Below are 24,497 nucleotides of genomic sequence, written 5' to 3' on the forward strand. Positions count from 1 at the left end.
CAAATTATGAAAAAGTTGGGGCTCATCGTCAATCCAATTGCTGGTATGGGGGGTAAGGTTGGACTGAAGGGAACAGATGGCCCCGATATTATTGCACGGGCCAGGGAGATGGGGGCGACTCCTCATTCCCCTAGTCGTGCAGAGTGTGCGCTATCGCATCTTCTTGAAATAAAAGATGAAATACGTCTCATAACCTTTCCGGGAAATATGGGGGAAAAAGTTGCCATGCAGTGTGGTTTTTCTCCAGAGGTGCTTTTAAGAGAATCTATTTCCGAGCATGTAACAGCTCGTGAAGATACCCTTTTAGCAGCAAAAGAAGCGCTGAAGCAAAATGTAGACCTTTTACTCTTTGCGGGTGGAGATGGTACTGCGAGAGATATATATGAAAGTGTAGGAACTGAACTTACAGCACTTGGAATTCCCTCTGGTGTAAAAATTCATTCAGCTGTTTTTGGCTGTTCACCCCAGCAGGCAGGGGAGCTTGCTAAGTTGTATCTGAATAATGAAAGCACTCAAGAAAAGCTCGCTGAGGTTATGGATATTGATGAAACACTCTTTAGGAAGGGCATAGTTACAGCCAGACTCTTTGGGTATCTAAATATTCCCTTTGAGAAAAGACGAGTGCAAAGGCTCAAAGCGGGAAGCGCCCTGTCAGAACAGGTTTCTCAACAGGCTATAGCAGCCTATATGGCTCGTAACGAGATGTACTCTGATACGCTTTATATAGTAGGGCCTGGAACAACCACAAGGGCGTTAATGATAGAACTTGGCCTCGACTTTACCCTTCTTGGAGTCGATGTTGTGTATAACGGAAAACTTATAGCGAAAGATGTTTCTGAAGAAACGCTTCTTAAGCTTTGCTCGCGGTATAAAAAAATAAAACTTATCGTTACACCTATCGGAGGGCAGGGGTTCCTTTTCGGAAGGGGAAATCAGCAGATCAGCCCTCGTGTTCTTTGCTTTTTCTCCCGCAACGATATTTTCATTCTCTCTACGCCGGCAAAACTACATGCATTGGAGGGGGCTCCATTGCTTATGGATACTGGCGATGCGACTATAGATCAGATTTTATCAGGCTATATACGTATCGTTACCGGGTTCAACGAATTCGTGATGTACGCCATAAGTGCAATGTAATAGATAAACGTAATGATGCTCAAGCGAAAGAAAAACCTCAAGGCGGCGTAAAAGCCGCCTTTTTTTATTCCCTTTTTGTTTTTTGCGCCCTTTCAACACACTTATATAGGTGAAGGGGGGTGAAAAAGAATGGCAGCTTATCTTCCATTAGAAAGTCGCCTGCAGCTTCGAGTTAACATCGGTTCTAATGAAAGCGGAGATCCGATTCTTCGTTCCATCAACTTTTCAGGAGTTTCTTCTGATGTTGAAGCTGAAAAGGTAGCAACAATTTCAACAGTGCTCGAATCTCTTCTCGAATATCCAGTAGCAGAGACACGAAAAGTAGATACAGACGTTGTGGAGTAGAGAAGAAACGCAAAATACTATATGATGGGGGTGCATCCTTAAAAGATGTCGCTCCCGTTTTTTCCAGAAAGGAGTGATTTTAGTGAAAACCCTTCGTCTTAAATTTGGTACCGCAGATGGAAAAAACCGAACCCTCTCTCTTCGCTATGCACGTGAAGATGTTACAGATACAGAGGTAAAGGAAGCAATGCAATCCTTAATAGACAACAACATCTTTGTAAAAGGGTTAGCCGCTATTCTTGGGGCTGAACTTGTAGAGACTACTGTAACCCCTATTATCGAGGGATAAAACGTGGCCTTATGCGGCCGGAATGCACTTCCGGCCGTTTTTTCGTGTTTTAAAAAAAGGGGGGAAATGTATGGAAGACTTATTGGCATCGTGTATTCAAAGTGGTTTTTCGGTGGCTGTAGCGGCATATTTGCTTGTGCGCATGGAAAAGAGGCTTGATGATCTGGCCGGTGCCATCAGAAGTTTGGAAAGTGCAATTACTCATTTGGGAGGAGGGAAACGTTATGAAAAACAAAGTCAATTTAATGCAGCTCACGCCCCATTTTAATCTTAGCGAGTTTCAATGCAAATGTTGTTGCCACGTAAAAATATGGGCACCTCTTCTTCATCATCTCGAAGCGTTGCGACTTTTTTGGAAGAACCCCTTAGTTATTACAAGTGGTTTTCGATGTTTGCGCCATAACAAAAAGGTAGGAGGTGTTGCGCATAGTCTTCACACTCAGGGGCGTGCAGTTGACGTTGTTGTAATGAAATCTCGACAGACATTTTTTTGCAAGTTGGCTAAAAAAGCAGGATTTACAAGCATCATAGCCTACGGAAAAAGAAACTTCGTTCATTTAGCCTTAAAGACAGAAAGGAGTTATCGTGAATGACTGATTCTAAATCTTTAACACTGAAAAATATTATACGAAAGAACATTGATCTTATTGAAAAAACAGCTCGTCGTTATACTGGCCGTGGTGCAGACTTTGAAGATTTACAGCAAGAAGCTTGTCTGGCACTGATTCATTTAGTTCAAAAACGTCCCCTCGAATCATGTAACGACATAGGTGAATATTTACGAAAAAGACTTCCCGGTAGAGTACGAGATGCAGCTCGCCGGCATAGGTATGAAGAGCATAATTGTGCCCTTACTGAAGCTCACGAAGTTTCTATTCCCGCTCCGACGAAACACCTGCCTGTGGATCTCATCGATCTAATAGAGCGCAATTTTTCTAAACTTGATTGCTTTATTATCCGGCATCTTTTTTACGGATACACCCAAAAAGAAATATCGAAAAAGATTAATAGAACGCAGCAATGTGTTCACTATCGAATAAAGAAAATAAGAAAACGCCTTGACGAACTTCTTAGGCGTTATGAATTTTAGAGGGCTTGTTAAAGAGGGAGTTTAGCCACTCCCTCTTTTCTCGCAAATGGGCTATAATCGCATCTATTGTTTCAATAAGCACGTATAACGTATACAAGGTGATAGCATTGAATAAGCATTTCTTAGGCATTCTTTTAGCGTTGGCAACTGGCATTTCGTGGGGGATAGTAAGCCCCATCGGCAGAACTCTTGCTCTTCAGGGTGTCAATATGACAACCGTGATCTTATTGCGTACTTTTTTAGTCGTTATTGGGTGCGGACTTTTTATGGTGTTACGAACCCCGCAACATTTTCGAGTAACTTTACAGAATCAATGTACTCTTTTTATTTACGGGCTTCTATCTGTGGTTTGTACATACACAGGTTTTTTATATTCGTTGAAATACCTTACTGTTTCAGCAGCCCTTATTATTCACTACACCTTCCCCCTTGTAACCCTTATGGGAGGAATTATTATTACGAAAGAACGCCCTACACTGGCACAGGTTCTTTCTTCATTCTTGATTCTTCTTGGTGTCTGGGTTGGAATGTTTTCGGGTAAGGATGCAACACAGGCGCTGCCTTTGGCAGGTATTTTATGGGGCCTCGTTGCTGTGGCTGGCATGGCCGGACAATCTCTTCTCGGTCGTGAAATCGCACGAGAAAACATAATATCACGAGAGAGCCTCATCTTTTATTCCCATGTTTGGGGTGGTCTCTGTATGATTGCCATTAAGCATTTTTCGCATGGATGGGCAGATGTGCCCCTATTGACACTTAAGTCGTGGGGAGCCATAGCTTTACTCTCTTGTGTAGGTAGTCTTGTTGCCTACGCAGCATATTACACTGCTCTGCGCTATATATCGGCAACAGCAGCAAGCCTCGTCTGCACAGTTGAAATAGTTACAGGTATTACTCTTGCTGCTTTTATGAGTAAAGAACTGCCAACGGCATATGAATTAGCGGGAAGCACTATAATCGTTCTTGCCATTGTATTGGCAGCATTGCCACCCGATCTCTTTCAACGCCGCTTCAAACGAACCCCCAGACAAAATAACGTGTAATAGTAAAGATCAAGAGCGCTTTTTACAAGCGCTCTTTTATTTGACTTTACTCTTTATGAGTAATAAAATAACTCGAAATAGAGAAAGGAAAAAGATATCTTTATGATAGATTCTTTAATTACATCGAAAACACGAGTTAAATTGCTTTTAAAGTTCTTTCTCAATCCAGAGAATAGATCATATTTGCGAGAACTTGCCGATGAATTTGGCGAGTCGACGAATTCTGTGCGGGTTGAGCTCAATCGCCTTACAGATGCGGGGCTTTTAGAGAGCCACGACGAAGGACGGACAAAGCTGTATAAGGCCAATACCAAACATCCGCTTTTCCCCGAAATACGAGCCATCGTTACAAAAACTCTCGGAATCGACCAGCTTGTAGATCAAGTTATAAAACGCCTCGGAAATGTAGAACTTGCCTTCATAACGGGAGACTACGCAAATGGCATTGACTCTGGCCTTATCGACCTTGTTTTGGTTGGTGAAATTGACAGAGCTTACCTGCAAAGTCTAATAGATAAGCTTGAAAAAATAATTGAGCGGAAGATACGAGTGCTAGTGCTGAAAAGGGATGAGTTGCAAGCGTTACGAGACAGGTTTGAAGGGCACGTGCTTGTGATTTGGGAATTTTGAAGATTTAAAAAGAAGGTATATGCTTATGAAAAATATTATTTTTTTAACTTTTTTAAATTTATGGTCTATGGATAAGAACAAAGGCGCTCCTTCATTTTATAAAACCATTGATGCATATATAAACTCTGGGTGGAACGTTACTTTAATAAATCCTAAATACGATAATGGTGTTACGCCTAAATTAGCTGGATTGAACCAAATTACTTTTAAACCAATATTTTACCCTTTAGTAAAAATGAAAAAAATTGGTTTTTTAGGTCGTATATTTCACAACATTTATGGCAATTATATTTTATATAAATTGGGAGAAAAAATTTTAAAAAAATATAATTATAAGGCATGTATTTATTCTTATGAGGTGAATAGTGTTTGTGCAGGGGAAAAATTGGTTCGAAAATATAGCCTTCCATTCGTTACTAGGTTTCAAGGAACGATATTAGCGCAAGTAAACGATAATTGGCTTAATAGACTGAAAAGATATCCACATTTTCAAGCATTAGAAACAAGGGCAAACATTCTAATAATGACGGATGATGGGACGAAAGGCGATATTGTTTTAGGAAAATTGAAAAATGACTCTGAAATTATTAAGTTTTGGAGAAATGGTGTTGATATAAATGTAGAAGATTGTAAAAACATTGCAGAAATAGAAAAAATAAAGCGACATTTGGGTATAAAACAAAATGAGAAAGTTTTATTAACTATTTCTCGTTTGGTTTCTTGGAAAAGAGTTGACAGAGCGATTGAGGCTCTAGCCACTGTTATAAAAGAAAAGCCGAATGTGAAACTGGTTATTGTTGGGGATGGAAAAGAAAAACAAAAACTTGTAACCTTAGTCGAAAAATTACATATAGCAAGAAACGTATTGTTTGTTGGCGCTGTCAATCAAACGGAGATAAAAAATTATTTAGATTTAGCAGATGTTTTTTTATCATTATACGACTTAAGTAATGTGGGGAATCCCTTATTAGAGGCAATGTCGCGAGGAAAACCCCTAATCACGTTAAATGTAGGAGATACGGCTTCTTTAATAAAAAACAATGAAAATGGAGTTATCTTAGAATTATCCCAATTAAACGAAATCCCTCATTATATTCATAAAATAATTGATAACAGCAAATACGCAGAAATGCTCGAAAATAATGCGAAACGATATGCCCAAGTTCATTTTTGGGATTGGCACGAGCGTATGAAGGCTGAATTAGATCTAGTTGATAAATTATATGATGGTTGGGATTTTGGTAATAATAAAAAATACGATGCCCATTAGGAGTAGTGAGAGTGAAACCATCACTAGCTACAGATGCTATTAAACTAACAACTTCAAAGATCATTACGATGGCAATTTCAATGGTATGTGCAATGTTGCTATCTCGTTTTCGTACCCTTGAAGAATATGGCACATATTCCCAAATATTATTAATTATTAATTTAGTTACTACAATTTTTATAATGGGATTGCCTAATAGTATTAACTTCTTTTTGGCTCAAACGAATGATATCAGAGAAAGAAAACATTTTTTATCAACATATTACATATTATCTACAATCCTGAGTTTTTCAACGGGCTTGCTATTGATTATAAGTATGCCATTGATAGTACGATATTTTAATAATAATCTAATAAAAGATTTTTTGTATATTTTGGCGATATTCCCATGGGCAAAAATTACCTTATCAAGTATTGATAATATATTAATAGTATATAAAAAGGCAAATTATCTTATGATGTTTCGAATCCTAAACAGTATTTTTTTATTATTGATTATATTGATAACGAAATTGTTTAATTTGGGTTTTGATATGTATATGGCTTTATTTGTTGGCGTGGAGGTCGTTTTTGCTTTTTCTGTATATTTATTAGTAAGAAAGATTGTTGGGAAGATTGAGTTATCTTTAAACACGAACTTAATTAGAAGAATAATGAGATTTTCTATTCCTATGGGATTAGCAACTGTTGCTGGAACTTTGAAAAAAGAATTAGATAAGTTAGTTATAGCGGGTTTTTATAATACGGAATCATTAGCCATTTATACAAATGCTGCTCGGGAAATGCCTGTTGTCGTAATTGCCTCTTCTGTTACTGCAGTTTTATTGCCACAAATGGTAAAGATGTTAAAAGAAAATAAAAAAGTTGAGGCTGTAAGTCTTTGGGGAGATGCAACTTTATTTTCTTACATTATCATTTCTTTTTTAGCAACTGGCTTTTTTGTGTATGCTCCCGATGTAATGAGTTTGTTGTATTCGGAGAAATACATCTCTGGCTCTGCTGTCTTTAGAGTTTATGCGATAGTTTTGCTTTTTAGGAGTACATATTTTGGTATGGTTTTAAACTCAATAGGGAAAACTAAGGTTATTTTTTATAGCGCAATATTATCCTTGATTTTAAACCTTGTTTTGAATTTTCTTTTTTATCATATTTTTGGTTTCATCGGTCCTGCAATTGCTACATTATTTGCAACATCGGTGAGTGCTGTATATCAGCTTATGGTGACTGCTAAAGAGGTGGAGATTCCTTTTGCACATGTTTTCCCTTGGAAAGAAATTGGCTACATAACTATTATAAACATTTGTTTGGGGGGGCTTTTCGCTATGATAAAAAGTGTTCTCCCTTGTGAACTTCTATTGGGGGAGGTAGTTGAGTCAATTTTTTTGGGCGTAATTTGGGGGACAATCTACTTTTTTATTAACTACAAATTGCTAAAAATAAAATGGAAAACTTTGAGTAGTAATTAAAATGATTAAGGGATAGTTATTTTTTATAAACAACATATAGATTGTGGGGTTTAAGATATGACAAAAATATTGATGTATGGCGTAATGCCGGAGAATAATTTTGGTGGGCCATCATTGATGCACGGAGCGAGGGAAGTTATTAAAAATGTCAACAAAGATTATGAAATAGTTTTTTATCAATCTTCTAGACCTGTAGATATTGCTATAAAAGATATGGAATTCCCAGTGTATCAAATTCCTTATAAAAGGATACACGAATTACTTATAGATGCACTTAAATTTAAGTATGGTTTCAGGCCTAAATCGGATGAGAAATATAAATTCCTGAAAGAAATAAAAAGTTCAGATATAGTAGCGAATTTGTTCGGAATAAACTATTCGAGTAACTTTGATAAAGGGAAATACAGTTATGTTAGAGCTATTAAAATGGTTATAGGTAAGTATTCTATAAATTTTATTGCAAAAATGTATGGTATCAAATCAGTAAAATGTACAGCTAGTTATGGGCCTATAACTTCAAAGATGGATATAGTAGGTTCGAAATTTTCTGTAAATAGAATTTTTGATGTTATGGTTGCAAGAGAAAACGAAAGTAAAAAACAAATAGAAAAAGTAAGTAAGAAAGAAATTTCAGTTTCTCCAGATTTAGCAAATGTAATGCCTTATAGTCGTGTTGATAAAGAGGAACAAATAGTTGGTATTTCAATAAGTCACCAGGTAATACGGCAGTGGAACTCTAATGAAAAATATATTGATTGCATAGTGAATCTTGTAGAGCATATCTATTCATTCACAGGTTGTAAGGTTGTATTTATTCCGAATGAAATTTCGATGGATGGTTCCTATAGTGATGTTCATGTAGCAGAACAAATAAAATTTTTGTTGAAAACGGAGAATCTAGTGGACATTCTTGATGTAACTAATATAAGTAGCAAGGAGTTGAAAAATAAGATAGCAGCCTGTGAAGTTGTTGTTGCTAGCAGGTATCATTCTTGTGTGGCGTCTCTTTCTTCGGGGGTACCTGTGCTTGTTGTTGGGTGGCATTATAAATATGAGGAACTTCTTGATTTGTATGGGCAACGTAAATGGTTGATATCCAATGAAAATTGTACGTCAGATAAATTGATTTCGATGTTTAATGAATTTTGGTATAAACGAGAAGAGAATCGAATGATAATAAAAGAGCATTTCCCTTCGGTTAAAGAAAATTTAATAAATGTAGGAAAAGAAATGTTTTGTAAATGAGATAATATTTATGAAGGGGATCGATATTTATGGGTAATAAAAATATTCAATATATTGCAGATAACGCTCTTTGTTCAGCTTGTGGAGGGTGTTATAGCGTTTGCCCAGTAAGCGCGATTTCTTTAGAAGAAAACATTGCTGGTTACAAAGTGGCAAAGATTGATTTTGATAGATGTATTAATTGCGGAAAGTGCTATCAGATATGTCCAAGTGTTATGGCTAATACGCCGAAAATAAATAAATGTGATGTAGATATCTTCCATGGAGAGTGCCTTGGAAGTTATGTAGGATATGCCACAGATAGTAAAATTAGGCAACAGTCACAAAGCGGAGGAATAGTAACAGCCCTCTTATGTTATCTCATAGACTGCCATGTTATCGACGGTGCTGTCGTTAATAAATTTAATAAAAAAACGAAAAGGCCAGAAGCTTTTTTTGAAAAAGAAATAGAAGGGATTAAAGAAAGCTCAGGATCTTATTATTCTCAATCCTCAGTCGTAAATGAAGTGCTAAAACATCAAAATCAAAAAACAGCTGCAGTAATTTTAGGGTGTCAAGGGGAATGTCTTCAATTAATTAGGGAAAAATATCCTGAAATAGTATTGCCTAAATACTTGATTGGATTAGTTTGTGCAGGGCAATATTCGGGGAATTACATAGATCAGCTAATGCAAGAAGCAGGATGTTGTAAACAGGATGTAACTGAATTTAGGTTTAGAGATAAAAGACATGGAGGGTGGCCTGGAAATACAAGAATAACTACTACAAATCAAGAATATGTTTTGAACAAAACAATACGACAAGTGTTAAAACCTGTCTTTGAAGTACATAGATGTTTATTTTGTTTCGACCAAATGAATATTTTTTCTGATATTACAGTGGGGGATCCTTGGGGAATAACAAATAAATCTGTTAAGGAAGGGAACTCTATAATTATTGCTAGAACAAAGAAAGGGAAATCTCTTATTGAAGCTGCTTTTAGAGATGGCATAATTAATGTTGAGAACTTGCCTGTTGAAAATATTATTAAAGGACAAACTGTAAATGATAGGTTAAAGACGCAATTTTTTACTGTTATGGAAATTTCACAACAAAAAGACTTGATGCCTCCTTTTAATGTAGAAAATTTAAAAAATATTTCTTCTTATGAAAAAGCGTCAAAGGAAAAATATAAAGAAATAGAATTACGCTTAAGACATAGTAAAGAAATATATTTAGAAAGTAGCCGTGAACGTTATATCAAAGTCATTACCAGCGCAAGCAGGAAAGCAATATATAGAATGAAAATTCAAAAAATAATCAATTTCCCTAAGAAATGCCTCAGATATGCATTAAGAAAGCTTAAAATAAGGTACAAATAGGGATGCCTGCGCATGGCTTCTTTTGTTAAATGGTTCTAAAAATTTTTATAGACAAATATTATGCAAAGGTTAGCTTGAAGCATTTATGTGGGAGAAAGGGAGTTATTTTAATATGAATTATCAGGTATGTAATAGATGCGTTATGGACAATATTACTGATAATACTATATATTTTGATGAAAAAGGCTATTGTAATTATTGTAATGAAGCTTTTCGGGCTAAGGATAAAGTATATTTCCCTGGAGAAGAGGGACAAACATACTTCGATCATATGATGCTTAAAATAAAAAAAGAAGGACAAGGTCTGAAATATGATTGCATTATGGGATTCTCTGGGGGGTTAGATTCTTCATATCTTGCTTACTTGGCATCTAAGTATAAGTTGCGTATTTTAGCAATACACGTTGATGATGGTTTTAATTCACCTGTGGCAATAGATAATATAAAAAAATTATCGGAAGCATGTAGTATTGATGTTGTTGTAGAAAAACCTGATAGAGAACAATTTTGTAATCTGACAGCGGCCTTTATACGTGCAGGTGTCCCTAATATTGCTATTCCCCAAGATAATCTTATTTTGAGTTATTTACACAAATATGCGAAAAAAAATAAAATAAGATATTTTCTTTCTGGAGGTAATTTTTCATTAGAGTGTATTTTACAAAAGGGAAATACACATTCTGCTTTGGATAAAATACACATCATTGATATTAATAAGAGATTTGGTAACGCCTCTATAGATAAATTACAACTTATTTCTAGTTTTGAACGTAAGATTAGTAATAAAGTTTTATTTAATATACAAGAAGAGAGACCTCTTAATTATATTCTCTACCAGAAAGAAAAAGCTATATCAGAACTTAAGGCGTTTTGTGACTTTAATTACTATGGTGGCAAACATTACGAATCGATATTGACAAAATTTATTCAAGTCTATTATTTGCCTAAAAAATTTAAAGTTGATAAGAGAAAATCTCATTTTTCAAGTTTAATAGTTTCGGGACAAATGACACGTGACCATGCTTTAGCAGAGTTGAAAAAACCACTTTATGACGAATTTGAGATGGAGAAAGATTTGGAATATATTTTAGATTGTTTAAATATATCAAAGGGAGAGTTTTATAGCATAATGTCTGAAGTACCGCACAAACATGATGAGTATAAAATATCTCCTTGGATACATATTTCTCGACTTAATAGAAAAATAAGAGGTTATTAATTTAAATATGTGCAAAAAACGAAGATTACTGAAATTTAGGTGTGATTAGGAATGTATGTGTTGGTTATAGCAGGAGGGATTCCCTCAAATAAGTATAGGGGTAATGGGATCTTCGAATTTGATCAAGCGAAGGCGTTGGCTAATGCCGGTATAAAGGTGGTTTATGTTGCTGTAGATGTTCGTTCCTTGAGGCGATGGCGAAAATGGGGATATGAACGCTACGATGTAGCTGGGGTACATGTTTTTTGTGTAAATATACCATTAGGTAGACTTCCTAAATTTATTTTGCGTAAAATTTCAATATATGGTTTACAAAGTCTTTATAAGAAGGTCTTTAGGGAGTTTGGAAAACCGGATGTGTTGCATGCTCATTTTACTAATATGGGGTATATAGCAGCTCAATTAAAAAAACGTATCGATGTTCCTCTAGTGATAACAGAACACTCTTCAGCTCTTGTTCAACCAGTATTGGGCAAAAGAGTTTTCGAAATAGCAAAAGAAGCATATTCTAATGCTGAAGCTGTTATTGCAGTTAGTCCTTCGTTGGCGAAAGTTATTCAAGACAAATTTAAAATAAAAACTCGATTTGTGCCTAATATAGTTGATACAGAAATATTTAATTTTAACACTGCGGATAAAGTGGAAAATAAAGTATTTCGGTTTATTTCTGTTGGGAATTTAATTTATAGTAAGCGAATGGATTTAATTGTAAAGGCCTTTTATAAAGTTTTTATCGATAATCCTCATGTTAGTTTAACGATTTTGGGTGAAGGCTCAGAACGAAAAAGGATAGAAAAGTACATAAGTAAATATAAGCTGGGTGACCGAGTAAAGCTTTTGGGCGTACAACCTCGAACTAATGTTGCTAAAGAGTTGAAAAGAAGCAATTGTTTTGTTTTACCTTCTCGTTTTGAAACGTTTGGAGTTGCCTATATTGAAGCTTTAGCTGTGGGTGTTCCTGTCATTGCGACAAAATGCGGGGGGCCTGAATGTTTTGTTCATAAGAGAAATGGATTATTAATTCCCGTGGATGATGAAGAGGCATTGGTTTTTGCTATGAAATATATGTACGAACACAACGAGAAATATAATAAACAGAAAATAGCTTTAGAAACGAAAAATAGATTTTCTCCTGAAAATATTTCAAAAGAGCTTATAAAAATTTTTAAAGAGATTCTAGTTTATTAACTTTAGAGGCGATTTCCCTTGCGTATTTTTAAATAGGAGAAGGTAAATCCCCAAAATAGCCATTGAAAATTAAGTGCCATTATAGAACTAGAACTAATGCTTGCCAAAAAGAAAGTGATTCCCCCTAGAAAAATAGTTTCGGCAAAAGTTATGTCCCAAAGAGAAGTGGCCTTCTTAATTTTTTTGATAGCTTTTCGCATGGTAGTCATATAGAGATAACAATAAAGGGAGAAAATGATTATTCCGTAATTAGCTAATAATTCTACCCACCAATTATGGACGTTTAGTATCCCCTGAGTGTCAAAAATGGCTTTATTTTGCATATACCATTCAATATTACCTGCACCTACGCCAAAACCCAAAGAATTATACAAAAAAACGAGAGAATTTTTTATTAAATTTATTCGTATCCCTCCGGATTCAATCCTGTGGCTTAGCTGAAAAACTAAGGTTTGGATGGATGATGTTGAAATAAAGAATTTTATAAAGATCCCCAATAGGGGAATAGCAAGTATAAAGAAGAATAATTTGCCCTTTGCAGTGTAATTTTTAAAAAAGGTAAAAATCCAACAGATAAAGGCAACAACAATAGCTATAATATTAGCTCTTGATGTTGTTGTAATTAACAAATACAAGGATGAGCCTAATAAGATTACCCCATAAAAGCGAACAACAAGTTTTTTATTGTTTTTTATAAGTGGAAGTAGAAAACATATGGATAAAGATAAAAAAGTTGCAAAATCATTTTGGTTGCGAAAAACTGATGTTGGTACGAGTACGAGAGATCTTAATCCAGAAACAACGAGGTGATTTCCTGTTTCTATTTCCCAAAATCCGATTAAATTTAAACAAAAAAGTATCACTGTCCAAATAAAGAAAAATATTTTTAAATCTTTAAAGGTTTTAAGATGATAAATACATCCCCAAATTAAAATCATACCCATAAACAAAAAAGCAATATTTTTTATCCATAATGTAATTGAGGGCACCCAAAAAAAACTAACAAAAGCATAAAAAAACCAAAAAAGAAAGAAAAGAACAAGAAATTTATATTTTTTTAATATATCTAAACGAATTTTGTTTTTTGCGCATAAATTTACAATTAGAATAAAGATCATGTTAAGAAAAAAAAATCTAAAAGGGAAAAAACGAACTCTTCCTATATTAATAGAAAGAAAATTAGCTCCCCAAAAACTAGTTATGATAACAAGCCAAAAATTGTATTTTAATAATTGGGTTAAATCCATTTTCCCCTAAAGACTCCTTTTTCTTAGTACCGTTCATAAGCAGCTTCAATAATCTCCACAGTCTTTCGCGCCTCTCGTCCTGTAACTATGGGATACGCTTTGCCATCTAGAACATCCATAACGTGACCATAGTAATCAAGGTGTCCAGAACCATAGACACTCTTGGGCTTAGTATTAACGTCATTAATAGCTTTATCCATGGGATCGTTATCGGAAAACTGCCACGTTTCAATTTTATTCATGGCAACCCCACCAATTCGTACAGTTCCCTTTTCTCCGAGAATAGTAATGCTGCCCTCAAGATTTTTAGGGTAGGTAAGGGTGGTGACATTTATAGAGCCAAGTGCGCCACTTCTAAATTTGATGTTTACAACTATAGTATCTTCTGCTTCAATGCGTCGCGCAAGAGTAGAGCTGAAGGCGCTAACCTTTTCTACAGCGCCTCCCATCCATTGAACCATATCTACATAATGAGCAGCTTGGTTTGAAAGGCATCCACCGTCAAAATCCCAAGTTCCTCTCCATTTAGCTTGGTCATAGTACTCTTGGGGGCGGGTCCAAAATACATTAGATGTAATCATATAAATCTGACCAAAGCGATTGGCTTCAAGAGCTTTACGCAAAAGTTGAATGGTTTTGTTAAAACGGTTTTGTTTCACTACAAGATAATAGACGTGTGCTTTATCACATGCTTCTATAGCTGCATCTACTGATTTTAAAGATGTGCCTGCCGGTTTTTCGCTAAGAACATGTTTCCCTGCATGTGCTGCCATTGTCACATGGTCTGGATGAAGACCGGAAGGAGTGCAAATCGAAACGATGTCAAACTTTCCGTCGTTGAGCATTGATGCATAATCATAATATGGAACGCACCCTGTTTGAGAAGCCACAGTATCGGCCTTTTCTCGAACAAGATCGCAACAGGCAACAATTTCTGCTTTGCCTTCTTCTTTTAATTTTGCTAAAGCTTCTATATGATTTTTACTTATTCGGCCGCAGCCAAGCAGGGCAAATTTATACATAATGGATAACTCCTTTTTATAAAATATGCAAAGTTTCTAATGCTTCTGGTTTTATATTAAGAACCTGACTCAAAATATTCTTAGTATCGAAGATTAATTGAGCATTCTTTGCAATAAGCTGATAATCAACATTTTCTTTATGAGCTGTTGTGATGATTACTACATCTGCTTTTTGTATAACTTCTTTTGTAAGAGGTGTAGAAAGTACTTTTTTGCCATTCCACATTACAGAGGGGCAACAAGGGTCATAATAACTAACGATAGCTTCCTTTCTTTCAAGAAGCTGCCAAATCTTTAGGGCTGGAGATTCTCGAAGGTCGTCAATATCTCCCTTATAAGCTACACCACAAAGAAGAACAGTGCTGTTTTTTAGGGGCTTAGCCTGTTCGTTAAGAAGGTTCATAAGCCGTTCTACAACGTGTTCAGGCATAGAGTCGTTAATTTCTCCCGCGAGTTCAATAAGACGAGTATGGTAATCATAAGCCCTTGCTTTATAAGTTAGGTAGAAAGGGTCTATGGGAATACAATGCCCACCGACTCCAGGCCCAGGGTAGAAAGGAACAAAGCCAAAGGGTTTTGTGGCAGCAGCATTAATAACTTCCCAAACATTAATACCCATTTTTTCGCATACTATAGCCATTTCGTTAGCTAGAGCGCAGTTAACAATACGGAATGTATTTTCAAGAATTTTCGTCATCTCTGCTTCTTTAGGAGAAGAAACAGCAAAAACAGGAGCATTGAGTACTGCTTCGTATAAAGCCTTTGCATGTTCTGTGCATAAGGGTGTGCATCCACCAACAACTTTAGGCGTGTTTTTAGTTTTATATAAGTGGTTCCCGGGGTCAACGCGCTCTGGAGAAAAAGCTAAATAAAAGTCTTCACCTACTTTTAAACCTTTTTCTTCAAACAGAGGTAAAAGCACTTCTTCTGTTGTGCCAGGATATGTTGTTGATTCTAAAACTATAAGCATTTCTTTATGTATGTGGGCAGCAACAGACTTTGCAGAACTCACCACAAAAGAAAGATCTGGCTGTTTAAATACATCTAATGGAGTAGGTACACAAATGGCAATGACGTCACATTTGCCAATATCAACAAAATCACTGGTAGCACGCAAGTGCCCCGAAGCGACTAAATCTTTAAGCTCTTGGGGAATAATATCCCCTATGTAGTTTTCTCCCTTGTTTACTTTCTCGACCTTCTCCGATTGAATATCAAAACCAGTTACGTGAAATCCGGCTTTTGCTTTTTCAACTGCTAAAGGAAGGCCAACATAACCAAGGCCAATAACACCAACAGAAGCAGTTTTTGATTGAATTTTTTGAAGTAACGTCATATTTACACCTCTATATGCAAAAACGAAGTTTAATCTATTTATCAAAAAAGATTTGATTTTCTATAAGCTGTTCTTCTGGAACGTCTCGTAAGTATCTAGCAGGTGTTCCGGCAACGATAACCCGAGGCGGAACATTTTTTGTAACAATAGATCCAGCTGCTATTAGAGCGTCTTCCCCTATTTCTAGACCAGGTAACAAGGTTGCGTTGGCTCCTATTCGTGCCCCACGACGAAGGATAGGGCCTGCAAAATACTTTTTACGTTCTTCCGTTCGCCCAAGAAAATTATCATTTGTAAAAGTTACTTCAGGGGCAATAAAACAATAATCTTCTATAGTTGACATAGCTGTTATGTATGCTTCTGTTTCTATTTTGCATTTTCGACCAATAGAAACCTTATTTTCAACGGTAACGCCTCGTCCAATAATAGTGAACTCACCTATTTCGACATCTTCTCGAATAGAAGCCATATCACCGACAAAAACTTGATCGTGAAGAACAGCGCTTCGATAAACAATACATCCGGCTCCAATAGTAACGGCTTTTCCCAAAATAAGAGGAGGTAGTTCTCGTTCTTCACCTGTTGTAGCAGAAAGAGAGGCCTTTGCCGGTTTTTTGCCTAAAACGACGTTATCCATTATCTTACAGAAGCTTTCTATATGTACACCTGAATGAATGATGACATTATGCCCGATTTCAACGTTGTCTTCTATAACGACATTTGATTCTATGATGACGTTGTGGCCTAAAGATACATTTGTACCTATTTGTGCCTGAGGAGAGATTAATTTATATTTACTATTCTCCATATTTTACGCTCCTTCTCCGAGCAGTTTCTTGTAAAAAGCCAGAAGCTTCTCCTTTTCTTTTTCCCAATTATAGGTGTTTTGCACAGCTTTAAGCCCATTTTCCCCCATTTTTTCTGCCTCATTTGGGTGGTTTAAAATCCATTCCATTGCCTCGGCAATCTCTTGGGGACACAGAGGATTTACAAGTAATCCACATTGAGCTCCTTCTATGATCTGACGCCATAAAGGGAAGTCTGACGCTATAACAGGAATACTAGCAGACATATATTCGAATAATTTATTGGGTTGCGCTGAAATATGGTTGGGAACTGGGTGAAATAGGACGAGCCCTGCTCTTGCTTCTTCCAGTATTTGGACAACTTTTCCCCTACTTACAAAACCTTCATACTGTACCTTTTTCCATCCTTTAAGAGATTTAACTTGCTCATATAAACTTTCTGGGCTAAATTTCCCGCCAAGTATAAGTTTTACATGAGTTGATTCTATGTGTTCTATTGCTTTTATCATTTCGCTGATGCCGCGAATGGTAGTTATCCCACCTATGTAGGCAAAATAAGGATGTCGATTTGCATAATTTTTAGTCTCTATAGAAGCCAATTCTCCTAGTAGTGGGAAATTTTGAACTAATATCGTTTTGTAAGAAGGAAAACGTTTTTGTATTAATGGAGTTACGACGATTACTCCATCAAAAAATTTTGTTCCTACCCATTCAATAAATTCAGCTATAGAAGCAACAATTTTTCGACTCCATAGCGGAAGCCAACCTTTTGTTAATATTTGGCGAGGAAGGTCTTCATGCACGTCGTATACTACCTTTTTCCCCATAAGTTTAAGTATAAGCCCCATAAGGATAAGTTCAGGATCATGAAAATGATAAAGAGATGCTTTTAATTTAAGAGCTTCTTTTAGTGCATGCCATTGACCACGTGCCAGACGGAGAAAACGACTATGTTCTTTGGGTATGAAGTTTATATTCACAGAAACGTCTGATAGAGGCATAGAAGTTTCTGGGGCAATCAGAAACACTTCATAGCCTGACTGACTCAATGATTGGCATTCTTTTATAAAAATTCGAGTATCGTTTGCAGAGTGCACGGTTGTAATGTGACAGATTCTTTTTCCCATTGTTTTGGAAGACCTCATTTATTTAAATATGACATAATGTTTTCAATGATAACTTTAGCGGCTTTTCCATCTCCGTAAAGATTCTCGGGATATATAATAGACTTGTTTTCTAAGATACAAGGCAATAGTTCTTCTGCCTTATTTGCTGGCACAAGTTGATTCCAGCCTGATTCTATGATTTCTCTCCACCCTGTATCGGGCATAATTACAGCGGCTTGTTTTTCTGCAAAGTAGGCTTCTTTTTGTAGGCCGCCACTATCTGTAATTACATTTGTGCATCCTTCCAGAAGTCCCATAAGTTCTAAATAACCGACGGGTGGAATGATATTCATAAAAGTTAGATATTTAGTAAGGTTAAATTCTTCTATGCGGTTTCGGGTTCTTGGGTGCATTGGAAAAATCACAGAGAGTTTCGTTTCTTCTGTAAAACCTTTGAGCCCTTCCAGAATGGAAACGAGATTTTCTTTATTATCTACATTAAAGTCTCGATGAAGAGTTATAAGCGTATATTTGCCCTCTTGAAGATTGAAATCATGTAGCATTTTCTCCTTTAAAAAATGAGGTTTCATCCTGAGAAAGAGATCGTACATAATATCTCCAGAAATAAAAACCCCCTTTGTTATATTTTCTTGCTTAAGGTTTTGACTGGAAAGCTCAGAGCAACAAAAGAGAAGAGAAGACATATGGTCTGTTACGACTCGGTTTATCTCTTCAGGCATATCTTTAGGTTTTTGCCGAATTCCTGCTTCAATATGAGCTACAGGAATCTTAAGTTTAGCAGCAGCTAATGCTCCAGCTACAGTGGTATTTGTATCTCCATATACAAGAATCATATCAGGTCTTTCTTTAAGAAGTATATCTTCAAATTTATCTAGCACTGCTGCAGTTTGTTTGCCGTGGCTAGAAGATCCGATTCCTAAAAAGTATCGAGGAGTTGGAATTTGTAGCTCTTGAAAGAAAAGATCTGACATGTTGGCATCATAGTGCTGGCCAGAATGAACCAAGACATGGTTCCATGCGTTGGCTTTATATACTTCAGATGCTATAACGGCTTCTTTTATAAATTGCGGACGTGCGCCTACGAGTGAAATAACTTTATTCAATCTATTGAACGCTCCTAACCATATGAAATCTCCTTTGTACTTTTGGAAAGTTGATTTTACTTTGAGTTATCAACTAATACTCTTATTAGTTTTTCTGCAAGAACGTTTCTATCATAAATAGTACGAGCGACTTTTTGGGCATTTTCTCCGGCTTCTCGTATGTTGTTATAACTCAACACGTAGTTTAAAATTAATTCTGCGGCTTTTATCGGATCATCTGGCGGGACAACTAGACCACATTTATATTTTTCTATAATGTCAGCTTGCCACCCCAAATAATTAATTAAAATAGGCCTCCCAGCTGCTAAAGCATCAAAAAATTTATTTGCAGAGTTATTCCAAAGTACTTTTTTGTTAATTACGAATGAGGAACATATCGTAGAGGCATTGAGAAGTGCTGGAATATCTTTTTTCCTTAAGGCTGGTAGTATGAAAAGATTCTTTCCCAGTACTTTTTTGTCGCGTGCTTTTTTTATGATATTATCTTTTTCTTTTCCTTCTCCAACAATGGCGATTTTTATTTCGGGGTCTAGCTTTTTCAAACAAGAAGCTATTTCTACTAAATATTCAAGTCCATTTACATACCCGATAGTTCCCGCGTAGGAAAGGAGAGCTTTCCCTTTCAGAAAAGGATGTAATTCTAAAAAAGAAGCTCCAATTTCATTTTTCACACTAAAAAGTTCAACATCACTGGAATTAGGTATTACAGTGATTTGTACGGGAGGATATCCTTGCTTTATTATCCCTTCTTTCATCCCTGGAGACAAAGCGACAATATGTGACGAATTTGCATATGAGATTTTTTCAAGGGCACGTGCCAAAAATTTATTTATCGGATTTTTTAAGAAACCAAGGGCAATAGGAATTTCTGGCCATAGATCTCTAACTTCGAAAACCATAGGGCATCTAAGAATTTTTTTACTAATAATTCCAGGGATAGCTATAGTTAAAGGTGTGCTCGTGGCGAAGACAACATCAACTTTTTCTGTCTTTAAAGCAACGGTGGTTGCGAAAAAAGCAAATTTTAAAAATGAACAAATCCTCTGGGTAAAAGACATAGAATTGGAGTATGGATTTTTTATAACGATAACGTTTACTCCTTCAATTGTAAGGTAGTTTACTTTTTCATTTAGATGATAATCTTCCTTGGGAAAATAGGCATCAGAAGTTATAAGAGTGACTTTATGTCCTGCTCTTACTATTCTACGAGCCATTTCTAAACTTCTTGTTCCGCCCATTCCTTCAGGAGGCACAAAATATTGATGTAAATAAATAATATGCATTTTTATCCGCCTTTATTGAGTTAAGCCCGTTTTTCTATTTATTTGATTTTTTCTAGCTGGATTGCCATAATAAATGTTATTGCGTCCTAAAGAAGTAATAACATTACTTCCAGCTCCTACTGTAGCCCATTCATTTATTGTTATATTGGGAATGACAGTTGTTCCCACCCCGAGGAAGGAGCCTCTTTTAACTTGTACATTACCAGCTAAATGGCATCCGGGAGCGATATGTACGAAATCCCCAATATTGCAATCATGATCTATCGATGCACTTGTGTTGATGATAACATGTTTTCCTATTGCGACATCTGGTTGTATTACCGTTCCTGCAAAAACGATACTCCCTTCTCCGATAGAAGCAGAAGAGTGAACCATCGAAAAAGGATGTATAGCTGTTATCCATTTTATTTTTGGTAAACGAGAAGCGATCTCTTGACGAATTTTATTGTCTCCAATGGCGATAAGAGCATTAGCGTTTTTTCCTTCTAAAAGATGTATCCCTCCAATGATCGGTACGCCCCAAATAGATGTATTCCATAGAGCCGTATTATCATCGTAGACAGCCTCAACTGCATAACCACAAGCTTGTAAAGTGCTAATAACAACTTTTGCATGCCCACCAGCTCCAATAACACTTACTTTATTCATAATGATCTTTCCTTTGCTTTTCTAGTGCTGGAATATTCCCAGTAAAACGTGACATTGTAGCTTCACCTTGCGCTGATATTCCTTCACGCTTTAGCACCACTAGAATCGTTTTTACAATTATTTTTAGATCAAGTATAAAATTCCAATTTTCTACGTACCACGTATCTAATTTAAATTTTTCTTCCCATGTTAAAGCATTTCTGCCATTTACTTGGGCCCAACCCGTTATTCCCGGAAGGACATTAAGACGTTTCCGTTGTTGTTCGTCGTAAAGGGGAGTATATTCAATTAAAAGTGGACGAGGCCCTACTATTGACATATCCCCTTTTAAAACATTGAAGAGTTCTGGCAACTCGTCCAAACTTGTTGATCTGAGAAATTTCCCAAATTTTTTAAGCCTTTCACTATCCGCAAGCAACTCTCCATTAGCATCTCTTTCATTCGTCATTGTTCTAAACTTATACATAGTGAATATCTTTTCGTTAAGACCTGGTCTTTGTTGTTTAAAGATGACAGGGCTACCAAGTTTTATTTTGACTAGCACTGCAATTATTAAAAAAACAGGACTTAGCAATAGTATAGATAGTGATGCTAAAGTAAAATCTAAAGGTCTTTTGAAAAAACGTTGATATATTCTGTGTCTATGCGTTTTCATACTTTTTACCACAGGCTTTTAATAATGTTAACAACTCTACTTAAGTCGTCATCTGTCATCTTTGTATCAGATGGAAGACAAACACCATTTTCAAACAGCGTTTCTGATACATCTGTTCCAATATAATCATAGTCCGCAAAGAATGGTTGCATATGCATTGGTTTCCAAAGAGGTCTTGATTCTATATTGTTTCTCTCAAGGCTTTCGATAATATCGAGAGGCTTCACTTTTCCACATAAAGTTAGACATGATAACCAATAATTTGGTTCATTCCATGTGTTTATTGGCATAAAACGAAGACCGTCTAATTGCCCCAGGTGTTCTTTATAGAATTCAAAAATGTATTTTTTCTTGGCAATTCGTTGGTCGAGTACCTTTAATTGGCCCCTGCCAATGCCAGCAACAATATTACTCATACGATAGTTATATCCAAGCTCGCTATGCTGGTAGTGTCTTGCCGTATCTCTGGCTTGAGTTGCCCAAAAGCGCACTTTTTGAATTCGTTCTTCATCGTTTGAGACAAGCATGCCGCCACCTGATGTAGTTATGATTTTATTCCCATTGAAACTAAATACGCCATACTTACCAAAAGTTCCTGTATATTTGCTTTTATAACGAGTTCCTAAAGATTCTGCAGCATCTTCTATAACTGTTGCATGGTGTTTCTTGCAAATATCCATTATTTTATCCATATCTGCAGAAAGACCATACAGATGCACCACTAAAACAGCCTTTGCATGGGGATATTTTTCAAAAGCTTCTTCAAGCTTTTGAGGATCCATGTTCCATGTTTCGTAATTGCTATCGATAAAGACAGGCGTTGCATTTTGGTAGATAATAGGGTTTGCTGTTGCTGAGAAAGTTAGGCTTTGGCAGAAAACAATATCATCTTTGCCGACTTCCGCTGCTTTTAGGGCCATATGAATGGCGCCTGTTCCAGAATTAAGTGCTGCAGCATATCGTGAACCAACTTTCGTTGCCAGTTCTTTTTCAAACTGATTAACATTCTCTCCAAGAGGGGCAATCCAATTAGTATCAAAGGCTTCTTGTACATATTGTTTTTCGTATCCCTCTTCGCTCATGTGAGGAGAAGAAAGATATATTCTGTTTTTATTCTCGTATGGAGTCATGAATAACACCTTCTGTTTCTTTAAATTTACAGCGTGGCACAATTTCTTTTAGAGTTGAAACAATCTCTTGTTTGTTGCAATTTGAAGCCGCTTCAAACAAAGATGTAAGTTTGCCTTCCATATCGTTTGGCAAATCATTGCTTTTTGCCTCATATATTTTTTTATGATGAGTTGCTGTTGTGCCTTCTTCCGCTGTAAGAAGTTCTTCATACAACTTCTCGCCAGGGCGTACGCCAGTATAGATAATTTCGACCTCTTCAGATTCAAAGCCTGAAAGGCGAATAATGTCTTTAGCTAAATCAACGATTTTAACAGGTTCGCCCATGTCGAGAACGAAAACCTGTCCGTTTTTGTTCATTCCTCCCGCTTGTAAAACAAGCTGTGCCGCTTCGGGTATTGTCATAAAATATCGTGTCATTTCAGGGTGGGTGATTGTTATAGGACCACCCTTTCTGATTTGCTCTCTGAAAATGGGAACAACGCTGCCGCGAGAACCAAGAACGTTACCGAAGCGCACAGATATAAAGTGTTGCCCTTCTTTGGCTTCTATGGCAGCTTTTCGCACCACCATTTCTGCAACCCGTTTAGAGGCTCCCATAATAGATGTGGGGTTTACTGCTTTGTCTGTAGATATGTTAACGAAGTAATGCGTATTGAATTTAAGAGCGCTTTTTACGAGGTTTTGTGTTCCCCCGATATTGTTTAAAATAGCCTCATCGGGGTTGCATTCCATCATGGGCACATGTTTGTGGGCAGCTGCATGAAAAACGACTTCCGGTTTGTATTTTTCAAAAAGCTTTTCCATTTTACTTTTGTTACGAACATCAGCTACAAGAATTTTATACGGTATGGCATTGAATTGTTCTTTTATCTCTCTTTCTATGTTGAAAAGACTATTTTCTCCGCGTCCAAGAAGAATAAGAAGCTTGGGTGAAAAATGACAAACCTGACGACATATTTCAGAACCAATAGATCCGCCGGCACCTGTTACGAGAACAACTTTATTTGCAATATACCCCGCTATAGAGTCAAGATCAAGTTTGACAGGTTCTCTGCGAAGAAGGTCTTCTACTTCTACAGGTCGTAGAAGCGAAATCGACACTTTACCGCTCAACACTTCATATATACCAGGAATAATTCTATATTGAACTTTTGTCTTTTTTGCTATTTCCACTATTCTGCGTACTGTTGAGCCTGGGACTGATGGCATGGCGATAACAACTTCTTCTATGCCGTGATTGTGAACAACGTTTTGAAGGTCTGCAATTTTCCCAAATACATCAAGCCCTAAAAAGCGAGTATCTTGTTTTATAGGGTCATCATCAAGGAAGCCCACTGGAACAAGACCTGATTCTGGGTGACGAAGCATTTCGCGAGCTATCATGGTTCCCGCATCACCGGCTCCTATGATGAGCGTTCTTTTCTTGTTTATGCCGACTTTACGTCCAACCACTTCTTCAAAAACCATTCGGCAGGCGAATCGACTTGCTCCCATAAAGACAGCGTACACAAAGGCGTCAATAAGGGGGATACTGCGAGGAATATTATAGATAGATCCCAACATAAAAGCGACAGAAGAGGCCACAAGAGCAAAAGTTACAGTTGATTTGGCAAGAACAAGGGCATCGCGTGTTCCAACAGTTCGCCACGATTGGCGGTGTAGCTTGAAGTAATAATTGAGTACAATTTTGATGAAAACACTTAAATAAATATAAGTAAAAGCCCGAGGGGCGTATTTATCTAAAGGTAGGCCAATACGAAGAACAAAGGCACAATAAGCAGATAACGCTCCGAGAAAAACATCTATGCAAAGTTTAATAAGAAGCATACGTTTACTTTTCGACATCATTCATCCCT

The 24,497-nt window shown here is 36.6% G+C and carries 25 protein-coding genes; 14 read left to right on the plus strand and 11 right to left on the minus strand.

Features of this window, described 5'->3' with window-relative positions; genetic code table 11:
* Positions 1 to 6: 6 nt before the first annotated feature.
* From RBH88_RS00640 to RBH88_RS00705, 14 genes are all read left to right on the plus strand, one after another.
* Positions 7 to 1,137: an ATP-NAD kinase family protein gene (locus RBH88_RS00640; RefSeq protein ID WP_307879750.1), complete on the plus strand. Its 1,131-nt coding sequence runs from the start codon at positions 7 to 9 to the stop codon at positions 1,135 to 1,137.
* A 129-nt stretch (positions 1,138 to 1,266) separates the two neighbouring features.
* Positions 1,267 to 1,482, plus strand: coding sequence for a DUF1659 domain-containing protein (locus tag RBH88_RS00645; RefSeq protein ID WP_213690470.1), 216 nt, complete (start codon positions 1,267 to 1,269; stop codon positions 1,480 to 1,482).
* Between the two features lie 82 nt (positions 1,483 to 1,564).
* On the plus strand, positions 1,565 to 1,771 hold the full coding sequence (locus RBH88_RS00650; RefSeq protein WP_213690469.1) for a DUF2922 domain-containing protein: 207 nt from the start codon (positions 1,565 to 1,567) through the stop codon (positions 1,769 to 1,771).
* Positions 1,772 to 1,841: 70 nt separating this feature from the next.
* The gene (locus tag RBH88_RS00655) at positions 1,842 to 2,039 is read left to right on the plus strand and encodes a YvrJ family protein (RefSeq protein WP_213690468.1); all 198 of its coding nucleotides are present in this window, start codon (positions 1,842 to 1,844) and stop codon (positions 2,037 to 2,039) included.
* Complete coding sequence (locus tag RBH88_RS00660) at positions 1,996 to 2,364, plus strand: D-Ala-D-Ala carboxypeptidase family metallohydrolase (RefSeq protein WP_213690467.1); 369 nt, start codon at positions 1,996 to 1,998, stop codon at positions 2,362 to 2,364. The genes RBH88_RS00655 and RBH88_RS00660 overlap by 44 nt, the downstream gene beginning before the upstream one ends.
* Positions 2,361 to 2,861, plus strand: a complete 501-nt coding sequence (locus RBH88_RS00665) for a sigma-70 family RNA polymerase sigma factor (RefSeq protein WP_213695489.1) — start codon at positions 2,361 to 2,363, stop codon at positions 2,859 to 2,861. The genes RBH88_RS00660 and RBH88_RS00665 overlap by 4 nt, the downstream gene beginning before the upstream one ends.
* 107 nt (positions 2,862 to 2,968) lie before the next feature.
* The gene (locus RBH88_RS00670; protein WP_213690465.1) at positions 2,969 to 3,904 is read left to right on the plus strand and encodes a DMT family transporter; all 936 of its coding nucleotides are present in this window, start codon (positions 2,969 to 2,971) and stop codon (positions 3,902 to 3,904) included.
* A 102-nt stretch (positions 3,905 to 4,006) separates the two neighbouring features.
* Complete coding sequence (locus RBH88_RS00675; protein ID WP_307879751.1) at positions 4,007 to 4,534, plus strand: ArsR family transcriptional regulator; 528 nt, start codon at positions 4,007 to 4,009, stop codon at positions 4,532 to 4,534.
* Between the two features lie 25 nt (positions 4,535 to 4,559).
* Positions 4,560 to 5,804, plus strand: coding sequence for a glycosyltransferase family 4 protein (locus tag RBH88_RS00680; protein WP_307879752.1), 1,245 nt, complete (start codon positions 4,560 to 4,562; stop codon positions 5,802 to 5,804).
* A gap of 11 nt (positions 5,805 to 5,815) precedes the next feature.
* Entirely contained in the window at positions 5,816 to 7,270 is a 1,455-nt protein-coding gene (locus tag RBH88_RS00685; protein WP_307879753.1) for an oligosaccharide flippase family protein, read from the plus strand.
* 57 nt (positions 7,271 to 7,327) lie between these two features.
* Positions 7,328 to 8,515: a polysaccharide pyruvyl transferase family protein gene (locus RBH88_RS00690; protein WP_307879754.1), complete on the plus strand. Its 1,188-nt coding sequence runs from the start codon at positions 7,328 to 7,330 to the stop codon at positions 8,513 to 8,515.
* A gap of 29 nt (positions 8,516 to 8,544) precedes the next feature.
* Complete coding sequence (locus tag RBH88_RS00695) at positions 8,545 to 9,876, plus strand: Coenzyme F420 hydrogenase/dehydrogenase, beta subunit C-terminal domain (RefSeq protein ID WP_307879755.1); 1,332 nt, start codon at positions 8,545 to 8,547, stop codon at positions 9,874 to 9,876.
* Positions 9,877 to 9,988: 112 nt separating this feature from the next.
* The gene (locus RBH88_RS00700) at positions 9,989 to 11,095 is read left to right on the plus strand and encodes an N-acetyl sugar amidotransferase (RefSeq protein ID WP_307879756.1); all 1,107 of its coding nucleotides are present in this window, start codon (positions 9,989 to 9,991) and stop codon (positions 11,093 to 11,095) included.
* A 51-nt stretch (positions 11,096 to 11,146) separates the two neighbouring features.
* Positions 11,147 to 12,283 (plus strand): glycosyltransferase, encoded by a 1,137-nt coding sequence (locus RBH88_RS00705; RefSeq protein WP_307879757.1) that lies wholly within the window; start codon positions 11,147 to 11,149, stop codon positions 12,281 to 12,283.
* Between the two features lie 2 nt (positions 12,284 to 12,285).
* Here the strand turns inward: RBH88_RS00705 and RBH88_RS00710 are convergent, their stop codons facing one another.
* The 11 genes from RBH88_RS00710 to RBH88_RS00760 are packed head-to-tail and all read right to left on the minus strand — an operon-like array spanning position 12,286 to position 24,489.
* Entirely contained in the window at positions 12,286 to 13,530 is a 1,245-nt protein-coding gene (locus tag RBH88_RS00710) for an O-antigen ligase (protein ID WP_307879758.1), read from the minus strand.
* Between the two features lie 23 nt (positions 13,531 to 13,553).
* On the minus strand, positions 13,554 to 14,552 hold the full coding sequence (locus tag RBH88_RS00715; protein WP_307879759.1) for a Gfo/Idh/MocA family protein: 999 nt from the start codon (positions 14,550 to 14,552) through the stop codon (positions 13,554 to 13,556).
* A gap of 16 nt (positions 14,553 to 14,568) precedes the next feature.
* On the minus strand, positions 14,569 to 15,888 hold the full coding sequence (locus tag RBH88_RS00720) for a nucleotide sugar dehydrogenase (RefSeq protein ID WP_307879760.1): 1,320 nt from the start codon (positions 15,886 to 15,888) through the stop codon (positions 14,569 to 14,571).
* A gap of 34 nt (positions 15,889 to 15,922) precedes the next feature.
* Complete coding sequence (locus RBH88_RS00725; protein ID WP_307879761.1) at positions 15,923 to 16,696, minus strand: acyltransferase; 774 nt, start codon at positions 16,694 to 16,696, stop codon at positions 15,923 to 15,925.
* Between the two features lie 3 nt (positions 16,697 to 16,699).
* Entirely contained in the window at positions 16,700 to 17,821 is a 1,122-nt protein-coding gene (locus RBH88_RS00730) for a glycosyltransferase family 4 protein (RefSeq protein ID WP_307879762.1), read from the minus strand.
* Between the two features lie 14 nt (positions 17,822 to 17,835).
* Positions 17,836 to 18,924: a non-hydrolyzing UDP-N-acetylglucosamine 2-epimerase gene (gene wecB / locus RBH88_RS00735; RefSeq protein WP_307879763.1), complete on the minus strand. Its 1,089-nt coding sequence runs from the start codon at positions 18,922 to 18,924 to the stop codon at positions 17,836 to 17,838.
* A gap of 56 nt (positions 18,925 to 18,980) precedes the next feature.
* Positions 18,981 to 20,207, minus strand: a complete 1,227-nt coding sequence (locus RBH88_RS00740) for a glycosyltransferase family 4 protein (RefSeq protein WP_307879764.1) — start codon at positions 20,205 to 20,207, stop codon at positions 18,981 to 18,983.
* 12 nt (positions 20,208 to 20,219) lie between these two features.
* Positions 20,220 to 20,855, minus strand: a complete 636-nt coding sequence (locus RBH88_RS00745) for an acetyltransferase (RefSeq protein WP_213699558.1) — start codon at positions 20,853 to 20,855, stop codon at positions 20,220 to 20,222.
* On the minus strand, positions 20,848 to 21,510 hold the full coding sequence (locus tag RBH88_RS00750; protein ID WP_213701630.1) for a sugar transferase: 663 nt from the start codon (positions 21,508 to 21,510) through the stop codon (positions 20,848 to 20,850). The genes RBH88_RS00745 and RBH88_RS00750 overlap by 8 nt, the downstream gene beginning before the upstream one ends.
* 5 nt (positions 21,511 to 21,515) lie before the next feature.
* Positions 21,516 to 22,640 carry a DegT/DnrJ/EryC1/StrS aminotransferase family protein gene (locus RBH88_RS00755; protein WP_307879765.1) on the minus strand — a complete coding sequence of 375 codons (1,125 nt, stop codon included), beginning with the start codon at positions 22,638 to 22,640 and terminating at the stop codon, positions 21,516 to 21,518.
* On the minus strand, positions 22,621 to 24,489 hold the full coding sequence (locus RBH88_RS00760; protein ID WP_307879766.1) for a nucleoside-diphosphate sugar epimerase/dehydratase: 1,869 nt from the start codon (positions 24,487 to 24,489) through the stop codon (positions 22,621 to 22,623). Before RBH88_RS00760 ends, RBH88_RS00755 begins: the two co-directional genes overlap by 20 nt.
* Positions 24,490 to 24,497 lie beyond the last annotated feature (8 nt).

The sequence above is a fragment of the Aminobacterium sp. MB27-C1 genome, from assembly GCF_030908405.1.
In the GTDB taxonomy this organism is placed as follows: domain Bacteria; phylum Synergistota; class Synergistia; order Synergistales; family Aminobacteriaceae; genus Aminobacterium.

Bases quoted from the DNA above. Each gene is read 5' to 3' on its own strand.
- RBH88_RS00640 (WP_307879750.1), top strand. From the start codon at position 7: ATGAAAAAGTTGGGGCTCATCGTCAATCCAATTGCTGGTATGGGGGGT.
- RBH88_RS00645 (WP_213690470.1), top strand. From the start codon at position 1,267: ATGGCAGCTTATCTTCCATTAGAAAGTCGCCTGCAGCTTCGAGTTAAC.
- RBH88_RS00655 (WP_213690468.1), top strand. From the start codon at position 1,842: ATGGAAGACTTATTGGCATCGTGTATTCAAAGTGGTTTTTCGGTGGCT.
- RBH88_RS00660 (WP_213690467.1), top strand. From the start codon at position 1,996: ATGAAAAACAAAGTCAATTTAATGCAGCTCACGCCCCATTTTAATCTT.
- RBH88_RS00665 (WP_213695489.1), top strand. From the start codon at position 2,361: ATGACTGATTCTAAATCTTTAACACTGAAAAATATTATACGAAAGAAC.
- RBH88_RS00675 (WP_307879751.1), top strand. From the start codon at position 4,007: ATGATAGATTCTTTAATTACATCGAAAACACGAGTTAAATTGCTTTTA.
- RBH88_RS00680 (WP_307879752.1), top strand. From the start codon at position 4,560: ATGAAAAATATTATTTTTTTAACTTTTTTAAATTTATGGTCTATGGAT.
- RBH88_RS00690 (WP_307879754.1), top strand. From the start codon at position 7,328: ATGACAAAAATATTGATGTATGGCGTAATGCCGGAGAATAATTTTGGT.
- RBH88_RS00695 (WP_307879755.1), top strand. From the start codon at position 8,545: ATGGGTAATAAAAATATTCAATATATTGCAGATAACGCTCTTTGTTCA.
- RBH88_RS00700 (WP_307879756.1), top strand. From the start codon at position 9,989: ATGAATTATCAGGTATGTAATAGATGCGTTATGGACAATATTACTGAT.
- RBH88_RS00705 (WP_307879757.1), top strand. From the start codon at position 11,147: ATGTATGTGTTGGTTATAGCAGGAGGGATTCCCTCAAATAAGTATAGG.
- RBH88_RS00710 (WP_307879758.1), bottom strand. From the start codon at position 13,530: ATGGATTTAACCCAATTATTAAAATACAATTTTTGGCTTGTTATCATA.
- RBH88_RS00715 (WP_307879759.1), bottom strand. From the start codon at position 14,552: ATGTATAAATTTGCCCTGCTTGGCTGCGGCCGAATAAGTAAAAATCAT.
- RBH88_RS00720 (WP_307879760.1), bottom strand. From the start codon at position 15,888: ATGACGTTACTTCAAAAAATTCAATCAAAAACTGCTTCTGTTGGTGTT.
- RBH88_RS00725 (WP_307879761.1), bottom strand. From the start codon at position 16,696: ATGGAGAATAGTAAATATAAATTAATCTCTCCTCAGGCACAAATAGGT.
- RBH88_RS00730 (WP_307879762.1), bottom strand. From the start codon at position 17,821: ATGGGAAAAAGAATCTGTCACATTACAACCGTGCACTCTGCAAACGAT.
- RBH88_RS00740 (WP_307879764.1), bottom strand. From the start codon at position 20,207: ATGCATATTATTTATTTACATCAATATTTTGTGCCTCCTGAAGGAATG.
- RBH88_RS00745 (WP_213699558.1), bottom strand. From the start codon at position 20,855: ATGAATAAAGTAAGTGTTATTGGAGCTGGTGGGCATGCAAAAGTTGTT.
- RBH88_RS00750 (WP_213701630.1), bottom strand. From the start codon at position 21,510: ATGAAAACGCATAGACACAGAATATATCAACGTTTTTTCAAAAGACCT.
- RBH88_RS00755 (WP_307879765.1), bottom strand. From the start codon at position 22,640: ATGACTCCATACGAGAATAAAAACAGAATATATCTTTCTTCTCCTCAC.
- RBH88_RS00760 (WP_307879766.1), bottom strand. From the start codon at position 24,489: ATGATGTCGAAAAGTAAACGTATGCTTCTTATTAAACTTTGCATAGAT.